Source organism: Paramagnetospirillum sp. (assembly GCF_058402745.1).
Genome location: NZ_JBZVFI010000018.1, coordinates 551475 through 565625, shown reverse-complemented (window position 1 = coordinate 565625; position 14151 = coordinate 551475). Strand labels below are relative to the sequence as shown.

Below are 14151 nucleotides of genomic sequence, written 5' to 3'. Positions count from 1 at the left end.
CTTGCGCCACCCGTTCCACCGGTCGACGCTCGACACGGACTTGAGGCCTCTATAGCACAGCGAGTGGGATCGATTCGATTCCTTATGGGGGTATTTAAGGAAAGAATGTGTCTCAAATATTTCCCCGCGTTGCGCCGGGGCTGCTAAAATCGCCGCCATGACCACATTTTCCGCCGATCTCCACCCTTACGACATCCTGCGCTGGTACCTGGAGGCCGGCGTGGACGAGACCATGGGCGAGACGCCGGTGGACCGCTACGCCGCCACCCGCCGGGCGGCGGAAAGCCGCGCCGCCGCGCCCGAGCCGCAGCCGCGGCAATCCCCCCAGCCCCAGGCGGAATCCGCCCGGCCCCGTCCCGCCGGCCCGTCCTCCGCCCCGGCCCTGCCCGGCACCGCCGCCCATCTGGCCGCCGAATGCCGCGACCTGCAGGCGCTGCGCCATGCCATGGAGGGATTCGAGGGGCTGCCGCTCAAGCAGGCGGCCAGTTCCACCGTGTTCGGCGACGGCAATCCCGAGGCCGCCGTGATGTGCATCGGCGAGGCGCCGGGCCAGGAAGAGGACCGGCGCGGCCTGCCCTTCGTCGGCGCCAGCGGCAAGCTGCTCGACCGCATGCTGGCCTCCATCGGCCTGGACCGCACCACCTGCTACATCACCAACGTGGTGCCCTGGCGCCCGCCGGCCAACCGCAAGCCTACCCCCGACGAGGTGGCGGTGTGCCTGCCCTTCCTCACCCGCCACATCGAGCTGGTGGACCCCCAGGTGCTGATCCTGCTGGGCGGCGCCTCGGCCTCGGCGGTGCTGGCCAAGGCCGACGGCATCAACCGCCTGCGCGGCCGCTGGTTCGAGTTCAACTCGCCCGGCCTGCCCCGCCCCGTTCCGGCGCTGGCCACCTTCCATCCGGCCTACCTGCTGCGCACGCCGGAAGCCAAGCGCGACGCCTGGCGCGACCTGCTGATGGTCAAGCGCCGGATGGATGCCGCCCGGCATTGAGGTCTTAATCGTCCATCCAACTGGTTATGAGCTTGCTATGGTTGCCGCCCCACCTCTGTTCAGAACTCTTCGCATCAACGAGAAGATTCTTGTCGTCGACATCGGCGCCAATCCCATTGATGGAGATCCTCCTTACAAGACGCTGCTGAACTCCAACCACGCACGGCTTGTCGGTTTCGAACCAAACCCTCAGGCATTGGAAAAGTTGCTGGCGATGAAGGGGAAGGACGACGTCTATTTGCCTCATGCCGTCGCAGATGGTCGCGAACACACACTGCACATCTGTCAGGCACCGGGCATGACATCCCTTTTGGAGCCAAACCTCGAAATCCTTGAAATGTTCCACTTGTTTGCCGATTGGGGATCTGTGATCCGCAAGGAACAGGTGAGCACGGTCCGCCTTGACGACGTTCCTGAAACCGAGGGCGTCGATTACATCAAGATCGATATCCAGGGTGGGGAGTTGATGGCGCTGTCGAACGCCACCAACCGGCTTGCCGGCGCCGTGGCGATCCAGACGGAAGTCGAATTTCTGCCGATGTATGTGAACCAGCCCCTGTTCCCGGATATAGACCGTTTCATGCGCGCGAATGGATTTGCCTTGCATAAATTCCATCCACTCGCCGGACGCATGTTCCGCCCGCTGATGTTCAACGATGACGTCTATGCCAGCGGCAATCAGGTGATCTGGGCGGATGCCGTCTATTTCCGGGATATCAGCAAAATGTCCAGCATGTCGCCTCTTCAGTTGCTGAAGCTGGCCGCCATCACTCACGATTGCTATGGCTCGTTCGATCTGACCGTCCGTCTCCTCCTGGAACACGAGCGGCAAACCGGCTCGTCCTATGGACGGCGCCTCCTTCAGTTGATGACGGGCCAGCGTCCAGCCGAAATTCCGAGACACTGACATCATGTCGCCTTGTCGCCATGATTTTCCGAAGTTGCACGCTTCCCATACCGCCCTATATAACGCCGGTGGGCCGAGTGAGCACGGCCCGGCAATTGATGGATTTCAACCCGGATGGGGATTCCGGGGCGGCTGCCGAAGAGGTTTGGGGCCGCCGGGATCTGCCGAGCAGGAAAGAGGACAGTCATGAGCAAGGTAATCGGCATCGACCTGGGCACCACGAATTCGTGCGTCGCCGTGATGGAAGGCAAGACCGCCAAGGTCATCGAGAACGCCGAGGGCATGCGGACCACCCCGTCCATGACCGCGTTCACCGAATCGGGCGAGCGTCTGGTCGGACAGCCGGCCAAGCGCCAGGCGGTGACCAATCCCACCAACACCCTGTTCGCCATCAAGCGCCTGATCGGCCGTCGCTTCGACGACCCGATCACCAAGAAGGACATGAACCTGGTCCCCTACCACATCGTGGCGGGCGACAACGGCGACGCCTGGGTGGAATCCCGCGACGCCAAGTACAGCCCCAGCCAGGTGTCGGCCTTCATCCTGCAGAAGATGAAGGAAACCGCCGAGGGTTACCTGGGCGAGAAGGTTACCCAGGCGGTGATCACCGTCCCGGCCTATTTCAACGACGCCCAGCGCCAGGCCACCAAGGATGCCGGCCGCATCGCCGGCCTGGAGGTGCTGCGCATCATCAACGAGCCGACCGCGGCCGCCCTGGCCTATGGCCTGGAGAAGAAGGGCGCCGGCACCATCGCCGTGTATGACCTGGGCGGCGGCACCTTCGACGTGTCGGTGCTGGAAATCGGCGACGGCGTGTTCGAGGTGAAGTCCACCAACGGCGACACCTTCCTGGGCGGCGAGGACTTCGACGCCCGCATCATCGACTACCTCGCCGACGAGTTCAAAAAGGAGCAGGGCATCGACCTGCGCAAGGACCGTCTGGCCCTGCAGCGCCTGAAGGAAGCCGCCGAGAAGGCCAAGATCGAGCTGTCGTCGTCCATGCAGACCGAGGTGAACCTGCCGTTCATCACCGCCGACGCCTCGGGCCCCAAGCACCTCAACATCAAGCTGACCCGCGCCAAGCTGGAAGCCCTGGTGGAAGATCTGGTGGCCCGCACCGTCGAGCCCTGCAAGGCGGCCTTGAAGGACGCCGGCGTCAAGGCCAGCGAGATCGACGAGGTCATCCTGGTGGGCGGCATGACCCGCATGCCCAAGATCCAGGAAGTGGTGAAGGAATTCTTCGGCCGCGAGCCCCACAAGGGCGTCAACCCCGATGAAGTGGTCGCCATCGGCGCCGCCATCCAGGGCGGCGTGCTGAAGGGCGAGGTCAAGGACGTCCTGCTGCTCGACGTCACGCCCCTGTCGCTCGGCATCGAGACCCTGGGCGGCGTGTTCACCCGCCTGATCGACCGCAACACCACCATCCCCACCCGCAAGTCCCAGGTGTTCTCCACCGCCGAGGACAACCAGACCGCCGTGACCATCCGGGTCTTCCAGGGCGAGCGCGAAATGGCCGCCGACAACAAGATCCTCGGCCAGTTCGATCTGGTGGGCATCCCGCCGGCGCCGCGCGGCGTGCCCCAGGTGGAGGTGACCTTCGACATCGACGCCAACGGCCTGGTCAACGTCTCGGCCAAGGACAAGGCCACCGGCAAGGAACAGCAGATCCGCATCCAGGCCTCGGGCGGCCTGTCGGATTCCGACATCGAGAAGATGGTCAAGGAAGCCGAGGCCCATGCCGCCGAGGACAAGAAGCGCAAGGAACTGATCGAGGCGCGCAATCACGCCGACGGCCTGATCCACACCACCGAGAAGAGCCTGAAGGAATTCGGCGACAAGGCCGGTTCCGAGCTCACCGGCGCCATCGAGAAGGACATCGCCGCGCTGAAGTCGGTCATGGAAGGCGACGACGTCGAGGCCATCAAGGCCAAGACCGAGACCCTGATGCAAACCTCCATGAAGCTGGGCGAAGCCATGTACAAGGCCCAGGAAGCGGCCGGTGGCGCCGAGGCGGGCGGTGCCGCCGGCGGTCACGGCGCCCAGGGCGGCTCCGCCTCGGGCGACGACAAGGTGGTCGACGCCGACTTCGAGGAAGTCGACGGCGACAAGAAGGGCAAGTAACAGCCCCTGTTTGTTATCCAGGGACCGGCGGCGCATGAGCCGCCGCCGGCCTCGTGTGGGATGCTAGACGCATGAGCAAGCAGGACTATTACGAACTTCTGGGCGTCGAGAAGGGCGCCTCCGGGGACGACATCAAGAAGGCCTACCGCAAGCTGGCCATGCAGTTCCACCCGGACCGCAATCCCGGCAACGCCGACGCCGAGCAGAAGTTCAAGGAAATCAACGAAGCCTACGACGTCTTGAAGGACGAGCAGAAGCGCGCCGCCTACGACCGCTTCGGCCATGCCGCCTTCGAACAGGGCGGCGGCGGCCCCGGCGGCTTCGGTGGCGGCGGCTTCGGCGGCTTCGGCGGCGGCGGCTTCTCCGACATCTTCGACGAGATGTTCGGCGAGTTCATGGGTGGCGGCCGGCGCGGCCAGGCCTCGGGCCGTGGCGCCGATCTGCGCTACAACATGGACATCAGCCTGGAAGACGCCTTCGCCGGCAAGTCAGCCACCATCAAGGTGCCGTCTTCCGCCCCGTGCGAGGATTGCAAGGGGACCGGCGGCAAGGATGGCGCCCAGCCGGTCACCTGCACCGCCTGCAACGGCCACGGCAAGATCCGCCAGCAGCAGGGCTTCTTCACCATCGAACGCACCTGCCCCACCTGCCAGGGCATGGGCAAGATCATCAAGGACCCCTGCCGCACCTGCGGCGGATCGGGCCGCACCCGCAAGGAAAAGACCCTGTCGGTCAACATCCCGGCCGGTGTCGAGGACGGCACCCGCATCCGTCTGGCCGGCGAGGGCGAGGCCGGCATGCGGGGCGCGCCCTCGGGCGACCTCTATATCTTCCTGTCCATCGCGGCGCACCGCATCTTCCAGCGGGACGGCGCCAACATCTTCTGCCGCGTGCCCATCCCCATGACCACCGCCACCCTGGGCGGAACCATCGAGGTTCCGACCATCGACGGCTCCAAGGCCAAGGTCACCATTCCGGAAGGCACCCAGACCGGCAACCAGTTCCGCCTCAAGGGCAAGGGCATGAGCGTGCTGAGAAGCCCGGCCAGGGGCGACATGTTCATCCATGCCGTGGTGGAAACCCCCGTCAACCTGACCAAGCGCCAGAAGGAACTCCTTCAGGAATTCGACGCCGCCGGCGAAGGGGAAAAGGCCAAGAACTCCCCCGAGAGTCAGGGCTTCTTCGCCAAGGTCAAGGAGCTCTGGGAAGACTTGAAGGAGGGCTGAGGCCCTCCTTCCTCATGCCGAGAGTTTGTTCGAGTTTGGCTGAACCGTCGCCGGCCCCCAGGACCCTGGCCTCGAGCCGGGCGCCGGGGCGGGCGGGTTCAAACCTCGTCGTCAGTGACTCCTGAGTCCCGGGTCTGGCCCGGGACGACGGGCGAAGAAGCTTCAACCCAAATCACGCCGTCCGCCCGTGGAACCGCCACGCCATGTCATCCCGAGGCCTGGCGACGGATCTTTCACGCCATGGCGGCGGAAGAAAGATCCGTCCTCCCGGCGGTCGTCGGGATGACACGTCGCTTCAAATGACGGCCGGTCCTAGTCGTTCTTGGCGGCGCGCTCGGCCTTCTTGCGCTCGTTGGGGTCGAGCAGGCGCTTGCGCAGACGGATGGACTTGGGGGTCACCTCCACCAGCTCGTCGTCCTCGATATAGGCGATGGCCTGTTCCAGGCTCATCTTGCGCGGCGGAGTGAGCTTCACCGCCTCGTCCTTGCCGGCGGCGCGGATGTTGGTCAGCTGCTTGGCCTTCAGCGCGTTGACCTCGAGGTCGTTGGGGCGATTGTGCTCGCCGATGATCATGCCCTCGTAGATCTTGACGCCGCCGGTGATGAACATGGCGCCGCGATCTTCCAGGTTCCACAGCGCGTAGGTCACCGCCTCGCCCTGGCCGTTGGAGATCAGCACGCCGTTGCGCCGGCCCTCGATGGCGCCCTTGTAGGGGGCGTAGCCGTGGAACATGCGGTTCATCAGGCCGGTGCCCCGCGTGTCGGTGAGGAACTCGCCGTGATAGCCGATCAGGCCGCGCGCCGGGGCCAGGAAGGTGACGCGGGTCTTGCCGCCACCCGAGGGACGCATGCCGGTCAGCTCGGCCTTGCGCAGGCTCATCTTCTCGACCACGACGCCGGAATATTCCTCGTCCACGTCGATGAACACTTCCTCGATGGGTTCCAGGCGCTTGCCGTCCTCGTCGGTCTTGAACAGCACGCGGGGGCGCGAGATGGACAGTTCGAAGCCTTCGCGGCGCATCTGCTCGATCAGCACGCCCAGCTGCAGCTCGCCCCGGCCGGACACCTCGAAGGCGTCCTTGGTCTCGGTTTCCTTGATGTGGATGGCGACGTTGGACTCGGCCTCGCGGGCCAGACGGGCGCCGATCATGCGGGACGTGACCTTGTCGCCTTCCTGGCCGGCCAGCGGGCTGTCGTTGACCGAGAAGGTCATGGCCAGCGTCGGCGGGTCGATGGGATTGGCCTTCAGCGGCTCGGTGACCTCGGGGGCGCAGATGGTGTCGGCCACGGTGGGCTTGGTCATGCCGGCGATGGCGATGATGTCGCCCGCCTCGGCCATGTCCACCGGAATACGCTCGATGCCGCGGAAGGCCAGCAGCTTGGTCAGGCGGAACTGCTCGAGCACCTTGCCGTCGTGGGACAGGCCCTTCACCTGCATGTTCAGCTTGGCGGTGCCGGAGTAGATGCGGCCCGTCAGCACGCGGCCGAGATAGGGGTCGGCTTCCAGCGTGGTGGCCAGCATGGAGAACGGCGCGTCCAGGTCGCGCTTGGGCGCGGGCACGTGCTTGACGATCAGGTCGAACAGCGCCGACAGGTCCTGGCGCGGGCCTTCCAGGGAATCATCGGCCCAGCCGTCGCGGCCCACCGCGAACATGGTGGGGAAGTCCAGCTGGTCGTCGTCGGCGTCCAGGGCGGCGAACAGGTCGAAGCACTCGTCGTGCACCTCGTGGGGGCGGGCGTCGCCGCGATCCACCTTGTTGATCACCACGATGGGGCGCAGGCCCAGGCCCAGCGCCTTGCCGGTGACGAACTTGGTCTGGGGCATGGGGCCTTCGGCCGCGTCCACCAGCACCACCACGCCGTCCACCATGGACAGGATGCGCTCCACCTCGCCGCCGAAATCGGCGTGGCCGGGGGTGTCGACGATGTTGATGCGCACGCCCTTCCACTCGACCGAGGTGCACTTGGCCAGGATGGTGATGCCGCGTTCCTTTTCCAGGTCGTTGGAATCCATCACGCGCTCAGCCACCTGCTGGTTTTCGCGGAAGGTTCCCGATTGCCGCAGCATGGCGTCCACCAGGGTGGTCTTGCCGTGGTCGACGTGGGCGATGATGGCGATGTTGCGCAGTTCCATGGGACTCGTTCTTACCGGAGATTTTCGAAGATGTGGGGACCCAGCTTGGCGCGGGCCAGGTCCTTGAGCGAACGCTCGGGCCTTGCGCCGTAATGGGAGATGATCTCGCCGGCGGCGATGCCGCCCAGCATGGCGCAGGTGGCGAGGTCACGCCCCTGGGTGAAGCCGAACAGGAAGCCGGCGGCATAAAGGTCGCCGGCGCCGGTGGTGTCCACCAGCTGGTCGATGTCGTCGGCGGCCACCACGTGGACGTCGTCGGCGGTCACCACCACCGAGCCTTTCTCGCCCCGCGTCACGGCGGCGACGCGGCAATGGCCGCGCACGGCGCGCACGGCGTCGTCGAAGGACGTGGTCTGGTAGAGCGAGCACAGCTCGGCCTCGTTGGCGAACAGGATGTCCACGTGGCCCGACACCAGATCCAGGAAGGCATCACGGTGGCGATCGACGCAGAAGGGGTCGGACAGGGACAGCGACACCAGGCGGCCGGCGCCGTGGGCGGTGGTGGCGGCCTTGAGGAAGGCGCGCTTGGCCTCGGGCGGATCGTAGAGATAGCCCTCGAGATAGGTGACCTCGGCCCCGGCGATCAGCCCGGTGTCCACGTCGTCCGGCCCCAGTTCGACGCAGGCGCCCAGATAGGTCAGCATGGTGCGCTGGGCGTCGGGGGTGACCAGCACGAAGCAGCGCGCCGTGGAGGGGCCGCCATCGGCGGCGGGCGTCTCGAAATGGACGCCGGAATTGCGGATGTCGTGGCGGAAGACCTGGCCCAGCTGGTCGCTCTTGACCTTGCCCACATAGGCGGCGCGCCCGCCAAGGGCGGCGATGCCGGCGATGGTGTTGGCGGCGGAGCCGCCCGAGCACTCGATGCCGGGGGGAAGCTGGGCATAGATGGATTCGGCCTGCTCGGCGTCGATCAGGGTCATCACGCCCTTGGTCAGGCCGAGCCGGTGCAGCAGCAGGTCATCGGCGTGCACCAGCACATCAACGATCGCGTTGCCGATGCCGGCGACGTGAATGGTCTTGTCCACCATGGTCAGATACGGGCCTTCTCGCAAGGAAAGTCGGCGCCCCGGGCGCGGGCGCGCCGAATTCGGAGGCATTTTGCGGCGCAGTATAGCCAGGAAGCGGCCATAAACAACAAAAACCGCCTTGACGCTTGGCGAATGGCCCGTTGCGTGCTTGAATCGACCGTTTCCCCTCCCTGTCGCCGCCCACGCCCATGATCATTCCCGCCGCCCTCTACAAGGCCTTCGCCCAACTGAGCGATCCACGCCTGCGCCGTATCCTCAAGATCGGGGTGGCCGCCGCCCTGGCCTGCTGGATCGGACTGGCGCTGGCGGCGGCGGCGGTGTTGAAGAACATGCGGTGGTTCGAGAACACCTGGGCCGAGACCGGGGCCGACGCCGCCCTGGGCCTGACCGCCCTGGTGCTGCCCATGCTGTTCTTCTCGGCGCTGGCCACTTTCGTCATGAGCTTCTGGCTGGACGACGTGGCCGACATCGTCGAGGCGGAGCACTATCCCCAGCTGGGGCCGGCGCGGGCGATGGGCTGGGCCGAAATCCTGGGCCTGGCCGCCCGCTTCCTGCTGGTCATGGGCCTGATCACCGCCGTGGCGGCGCCGTTCTATCTGGCGCTGCTGTTCTTCGGCCTGGGCATCATCCTCAATTACGCGGTCAACGGCTACCTGCTGGGCCGCGAGTATTTCGAGATGGTGGCGGTGCGGCGGATGGAGCCCGCCGCCATGCGCGTGGTGTTCCGCAACAATCTCGGGCGCCTGTGGCTGTGCGGCGCGGTGATCAACCTGCTGTTCCAGATTCCGCTGCTGAACCTGACCGCCCCGGTGGTGGCCGCCGCGTTCATGGTCCACGTCGTCCAGTCCCTGAGGAAGTCATGATCAAGCGCTTCGTCTCTGCGTCACTCGCTCTCCTGGTCGCCGCCTGCAACGGCGCGGGGGGCTCGGCCACCGGCGGCGGTCCGGTGACCGGCGCGTCGGGGGCCGAGAACGAGGAGCAGCTGGCGCTGATGGCGCCGCCCGCGCCGGGCACCATGGCGCCGTCGGCGCTGAAGGGTATGAGCGCCGCCGCCATCCGCCATGTCCTGGGCAAGCCCGCCTTCGTGCGCCGCGATCCGCCCGCCGAGATCTGGCAGTACCGGGTCAAGGTCTGCACCCTGGACCTGTTCCTCTACGAGGAGAGGGGGCGGATGACCGTGGCCCATTACGCGGTGCGCGCCCCCAGCGGCGGCTTCATGGGCGACGTGGCCTGTCTGGACGAGGTGCTGGCGCGGCGCGACGGCGTGCCGACGAGTTGAGATGCAAGGCTCATACGACTCCGGGGTGCCTCTCTCGCGAGAGGCACCCCGGGGCCGGTTCGTTCCCTTGGAGATGAGGGAACCGTAAACTCCAATCCTCAGCCGTCCACCCGGACGATCACTTCCACCCGGCTGATGTTGAAGCCCTCGGGGGCGTCGGGCACCTTGGCCACGGCGATCAGGTCGGCGGGGATGTCGCACAGCTTGCCGCTCTTCTCGTAGAAGAAGTGGTGGTGGTCGCTGGTGTTGGTGTCGAAGTAGCTGCGCCCCGCATCCACCACGATCTCGCGCAGCAGGCCGGCATCGGTGAACTGGTGCAGCGTGTTGTAGACGGTGGCCAGCGAGACCCGGATGCTCGACGACAGCGCCTCGGTGTGCAACTGCTCGGCCGAGATGTGGCGGTCGCCGCCGTCGAACAGCAGACGGGCCAGGGCCAGACGCTGACGGGTGGGGCGCAGACCCACGGCGCGGAGCCGGTCCAGGGCGTGGCTGTAGGGGCGAACGGTGATCATGGTCATGGTGGCAACCGCCCTTTCGGGGTGGGATGGAATTGATCTATCTCAACGCTAACATAGAGTTCTTCGAAAGATAAAGTCCCATAGAGCCATTTTTTTTGGCAGTTAGGGCTTTAGTATTAGGGACTTGGCTGAAATCGCCATTTTTCATACATGGTTACGCCCCACAGGCGTTTCCATAGGCCAAAATGCGGCTGCGCAAGGGTTCGGGGATGGGCACCGCCCTGGATTTGGCGAAATCGGTGATGCAGGCGACGTAGCGGGCGCGGAAATGGACGGTGCCGTCGGCCGCGACGCCCTCCACCTGGAAATTGACGCTCGACGTGCCGACCTTGGTGACCAGGACCCGCACCTCCAGCTCCAGGCCGGGCGCCATGGGCACCAGATAGTCGCATTCGGCGTGGACGGTGGGCGAGCCCATGTTGTCGCGCCGGTTCATGGTCGGCCAGTCGGTGCCCATGGGACCGGCATACCAGCGCTCGATGGCCTCGGTGCAGTAGTCGAAGACGCGCGGGGTGTAAAGGATGCCCGCCGGGTCGCAATCCCCCCAGCTCACCCGTCTGGTGACGAAAAACACGCTCATCCGGACCGGCCTCCGCGAAATCGGTATTTCGATGCCGATTATTCACCGCCGGGGCGGACGGGTCAAACCCGTTCGGTCTCCTCCCACGGGAACACCAGCCAGGTCTCCTGTTCCACGTCCTCCACATGGGTATGGACCAGGGGCTTTCCAGAGGGCTTGGCGTAAAGCGTGGCGTAATGGCCGCCGGGCAGCATGTCGCGCACCGCCTGGGCGGTGCGTCCGGTATCCACCAGATCGTCCACCACCAGCCAGCCGGTGCCGTCGCCCTGGACGCGCTTCAGGACCTCCAGGTCGTGGCGGGTGCTCTGGTCGTAGCCGGCGATGCACACGGTGTCCACCTGCCGGATGTCCAGTTCGAGCGCCAGGATGGCGGCGGGAACCAGCCCGCCGCGGGCGATGGCGATGATGCCGGCGAACGGTCCCTTGTCGCGCAAACCGCGCGCCAGCCGGCGCGAAACGGCGTGAATCTCCTCCCAGGACAGGGAGCGGGTGCGGGAAAAAGCGGGGTCGAGATCCATGGAGCGGCGGCCGGGTGATGGTGAGTGGTATCGCCACTCTGGACGGCGGGCGGCATTTTCGCAACAATCGCCCTGCCACAAAAGGACCCCGCCCGATGCTTCATTCGCCCATGGCCCGCCGGGGCATGGTGACCTCTCCCCACCACCTCGCCTCCCAGGCGGGGCTGGCCGTGCTGCGCGAGGGCGGCACCGCCATCGAGGCGGCCATCGCCACCGCCGCCATGCTGGGCGTGGTCTATCCCCACATGACCGGATTGGGCGGCGACGCCTTCTGGCTGATCGCCGAGCCGGGCAAGCCGCCCGTCTCCATCGACGGCTCGGGCGCCGCCGGGGCCAAGGTGGATGCCGAGCTTTACCGCAAGGCCGGCCACAAGCGCATTCCCACACGCGGGCCGCTGGCCGCCAATACCGTGGCGGGCGCCGTGTCCAGCTGGCAGCTGGCGCTGGACGTCTCGGGCCATTGGGGCGGGCGTCTGCCGTTGCGCCGGCTGTTCGAGGACGCGGTGTTCGCGGCGCGGGAAGGCTTCGCCGTGTCCCGGCATCAGGCGGCCGCCACCCTTCGCGGGCTGGCCGACCTGCGTCGTCAGCCCGGTTTCGCCGACACCTTCCTGGTCAAACGCAAGGCGCCCGCCGCCGGTTCGCTGCTGCGCCTGCCGGCCCTGGCCGACACCCTGGAGCGGCTGGCCAATGCCGGGCTCGACGATTTCTATCGCGGCGAGGTGGCCCGCGCCGTTTCCGCCGGGTTGCAGGCGGCCGGATCGCCCTTGCGGGCCGAGGACATGGCGCGCCACCGCGGCATGCGCCGCCGGCCCCTGTCGCTCAACCTGCCGTCGGGGCACCTGTTCAACACCGCGCCGCCCACCCAAGGATTGGCCTCGCTGATCCTGCTGGGGCTCTACCAGCGTCTGGGCGTGGCCGAGGCCGACGGCTTCGACCACATCCACGGCCTGGTGGAGGCGGCCAAGCTGGCCTACCGCATCCGCGACGCCCACGTCACCGATCCGGCGCGCATGTCCATCCATGCCACCACCTATCTCGAGGACGGAATCCTCGACCGCATGGCCTGGGAGATCGACAAGGCCAAGGCCAGCCCGTCGCCCGGCGCCGGCGCCGAGGGCGACACGGTGTGGCTGGGGGTGATCGACGGCCAGGGCCGCGCCGTCAGCTTCATCCAAAGCCTGTACCACGCCTTCGGCTCCGGCGTGGTCCTGCCCGAGGTCGGCGTGGTCTGGCAGAACCGGGGCTGCTCGTTCAGCCTCGACCCAGATCACCGCAACGCGCTGGAACCCCGGCGCCGCCCGTTCCACACCCTGTCGCCCGGACTGGCGCGCCTCAAGGACGGCCGCACCCTGGTCTACGGCACCATGGGCGGCGATTCCCAGCCGCTGGTCCAGGCCGAGATCTTCACCCGCGTGGCGCTCTACGGCCAGGGCCTGCAGCAGGCGGTGTCGGCGCCGCGCTGGTGTCTGGCCCGCTCCCTGGACGGGGCGCCGCCTCCGTCCGGCATTCAGGTGGAGGCGCGCATTCCCGCCGAGGTGCTGGGGCAACTGGCGGATGCCGGGCACCATGTCCATGTGGTGGGAGAATGGGATTCGCTGCTGGGCCATGCCGGGGCGCTGATGCGCCGGGCCGACGGGCTCATCGAGGGAGCGGCCGACCCCCGCGCCGACGGGGTGGTGGCGGCATTTTAGAGCGGCGTGCGCCTAACCCGGCGCGCGTCGTGATCAGCCGCCATTGAGGCGGCGGCCAAGCGGCCGGACGGCCGCGCCCGGCGAGGGGCGAACATAAACTCTGGATCATCGTGCGCCAAGGATGGCGCATGATGATCCAAAGACGAGAGGATCAGAACCCATGGCTACCATTGTGCTGAAGCACGTCGCCGAGGACAAGGCGGGCGACCGCGAGATCGTCGATACCGGCGCCGCCATGCTGGGATTGGGCGGCGATAACGTTCACTGCGGCGTCTGCGGCCGTGAGATGATGCACGACATGCCCATCAGGACCATGAAGGTCAACCTGCTCTACCGCTGTGCCGGGTGCGATTCCCTCAACGAACTGCCGCCCGACGCGTGATGCGGTAAATCCGCATCACGCCTCAAGCTTTGTTTTGCCCTCGCCGGGCGCACGCCTCCGCGTGCTTGGCCGCGGCCTCAATGGCCGCAAGTCGCGGCTTGCGCCGCTCTAGACCGAGGAGTCTTTATCCATGAAGCTCTATTACAAGGCGGGCGCCTGCTCGCTGGCGTCGCACATCGCCCTGGAAGAGGCCGGCATCGCCCATGCCCTCGAAGCGGTCGATCTGGTGACCAAGAAGACGGAGACCGGCGGGGACTTCCTGGCCATCAACCCCAAGGGCTACATCCCCGCTTTGGTGATCGACGACGGCGCGGTGCTGACCGAAGGCGTCGCCATCCTGCTGCGCATCGCCGCCATGGCGCCCGAGAAGGGCCTGGCTCCGGCGGTGGGGACCCAGGATTACATGAAGCTGGTGGAATGGCTGGTGTTCATCGCCACCGAACTGCACAAGCCGGCCGGCACCCAGTTCAACCCGGCCATGCCCGAAGAGGGCAAGGCGGTGCTGAGGACCATCCTGGGCCGCCGCCTGGATTACCTGGACAAGGCGCTGGGCAAGGGCCCCTTCCTGATGGGCGAGCGCATCACCGTTGCCGATTTCTACCTGTTCACGGTGATCTCGTGGCTGCCGCGCCTCAAGATCGACACCGCCCCCTGGCCCCACGTCACCGCCCATTTCGAACGCATCAGGTCCCGCCCCGCCACCCAGGCGGCCCTCAGGGCCGAGGGGCTGGCATGAGGGCCTGACCTCAGCCCTTGGGCCAAGGCAACATGCCGCGC

14 protein-coding genes are annotated in these 14151 nt (G+C 66.7%); 9 read left to right on the top strand and 5 right to left on the bottom strand.

The window, feature by feature from the left end; translation table 11 throughout:
- The first annotated feature begins 157 nt into the window (after positions 1-157).
- The 4 genes from ACV4UZ_RS18650 to dnaJ all read left to right on the top strand — a co-directional run bounded on the left by ACV4UZ_RS18650 (position 158) and on the right by dnaJ (position 5245).
- On the top strand, positions 158-991 hold the full coding sequence (locus tag ACV4UZ_RS18650; protein WP_491602281.1) for a uracil-DNA glycosylase: 834 nt from the start codon (positions 158-160) through the stop codon (positions 989-991).
- The gene (locus ACV4UZ_RS18645) at positions 975-1898 is read left to right on the top strand and encodes an FkbM family methyltransferase (RefSeq protein ID WP_491602280.1); all 924 of its coding nucleotides are present in this window, start codon (positions 975-977) and stop codon (positions 1896-1898) included. The genes ACV4UZ_RS18650 and ACV4UZ_RS18645 overlap by 17 nt, the downstream gene beginning before the upstream one ends.
- A gap of 186 nt (positions 1899-2084) precedes the next feature.
- On the top strand, positions 2085-4019 hold the full coding sequence (gene dnaK, locus ACV4UZ_RS18640) for a molecular chaperone DnaK (protein ID WP_491602279.1): 1935 nt from the start codon (positions 2085-2087) through the stop codon (positions 4017-4019).
- A 71-nt stretch (positions 4020-4090) separates the two neighbouring features.
- The gene (dnaJ, locus tag ACV4UZ_RS18635) at positions 4091-5245 is read left to right on the top strand and encodes a molecular chaperone DnaJ (RefSeq protein WP_491602278.1); all 1155 of its coding nucleotides are present in this window, start codon (positions 4091-4093) and stop codon (positions 5243-5245) included.
- Positions 5246-5557: 312 nt separating this feature from the next.
- Here the strand turns inward: dnaJ and typA are convergent, their stop codons facing one another.
- Positions 5558-7378: a translational GTPase TypA gene (typA, locus tag ACV4UZ_RS18630; RefSeq protein WP_491602277.1), complete on the bottom strand. Its 1821-nt coding sequence runs from the start codon at positions 7376-7378 to the stop codon at positions 5558-5560.
- An 11-nt stretch (positions 7379-7389) separates the two neighbouring features.
- Positions 7390-8406, bottom strand: coding sequence for an adenosine kinase (locus tag ACV4UZ_RS18625; protein ID WP_491602276.1), 1017 nt, complete (start codon positions 8404-8406; stop codon positions 7390-7392).
- A gap of 188 nt (positions 8407-8594) precedes the next feature.
- Between ACV4UZ_RS18625 and ACV4UZ_RS18620 the strand changes: the two genes are divergently transcribed.
- Both ACV4UZ_RS18620 and ACV4UZ_RS18615 read left to right on the top strand, forming a co-directional pair.
- Complete coding sequence (locus ACV4UZ_RS18620) at positions 8595-9269, top strand: EI24 domain-containing protein (RefSeq protein WP_491602275.1); 675 nt, start codon at positions 8595-8597, stop codon at positions 9267-9269.
- Positions 9266-9685, top strand: a complete 420-nt coding sequence (locus ACV4UZ_RS18615) for a hypothetical protein (protein ID WP_491602274.1) — start codon at positions 9266-9268, stop codon at positions 9683-9685. Before ACV4UZ_RS18620 ends, ACV4UZ_RS18615 begins: the two co-directional genes overlap by 4 nt.
- A gap of 98 nt (positions 9686-9783) precedes the next feature.
- On the opposite strand, the gene irrA is transcribed toward ACV4UZ_RS18615, so the two are convergent.
- The 3 genes from irrA to gpt all read right to left on the bottom strand — a co-directional run bounded on the left by irrA (position 9784) and on the right by gpt (position 11301).
- Entirely contained in the window at positions 9784-10203 is a 420-nt protein-coding gene (gene irrA / locus ACV4UZ_RS18610) for an iron response transcriptional regulator IrrA (protein ID WP_068429339.1), read from the bottom strand.
- 154 nt (positions 10204-10357) lie between these two features.
- Entirely contained in the window at positions 10358-10783 is a 426-nt protein-coding gene (locus ACV4UZ_RS18605; RefSeq protein WP_491602273.1) for an acyl-CoA thioesterase, read from the bottom strand.
- Between the two features lie 62 nt (positions 10784-10845).
- On the bottom strand, positions 10846-11301 hold the full coding sequence (gpt, locus tag ACV4UZ_RS18600) for a xanthine phosphoribosyltransferase (RefSeq protein WP_491602272.1): 456 nt from the start codon (positions 11299-11301) through the stop codon (positions 10846-10848).
- Positions 11302-11396: 95 nt separating this feature from the next.
- Here gpt and ACV4UZ_RS18595 point away from each other — a divergent pair, with 95 nt between their 5' ends.
- The 3 genes from ACV4UZ_RS18595 to gstA all read left to right on the top strand — a co-directional run bounded on the left by ACV4UZ_RS18595 (position 11397) and on the right by gstA (position 14110).
- Complete coding sequence (locus tag ACV4UZ_RS18595) at positions 11397-12992, top strand: gamma-glutamyltransferase family protein (RefSeq protein ID WP_491602271.1); 1596 nt, start codon at positions 11397-11399, stop codon at positions 12990-12992.
- A 160-nt stretch (positions 12993-13152) separates the two neighbouring features.
- Positions 13153-13374 (top strand): hypothetical protein, encoded by a 222-nt coding sequence (locus tag ACV4UZ_RS18590; RefSeq protein WP_491602270.1) that lies wholly within the window; start codon positions 13153-13155, stop codon positions 13372-13374.
- 130 nt (positions 13375-13504) lie between these two features.
- Complete coding sequence (gene gstA / locus ACV4UZ_RS18585; RefSeq protein ID WP_491602269.1) at positions 13505-14110, top strand: glutathione transferase GstA; 606 nt, start codon at positions 13505-13507, stop codon at positions 14108-14110.
- Positions 14111-14151 lie beyond the last annotated feature (41 nt).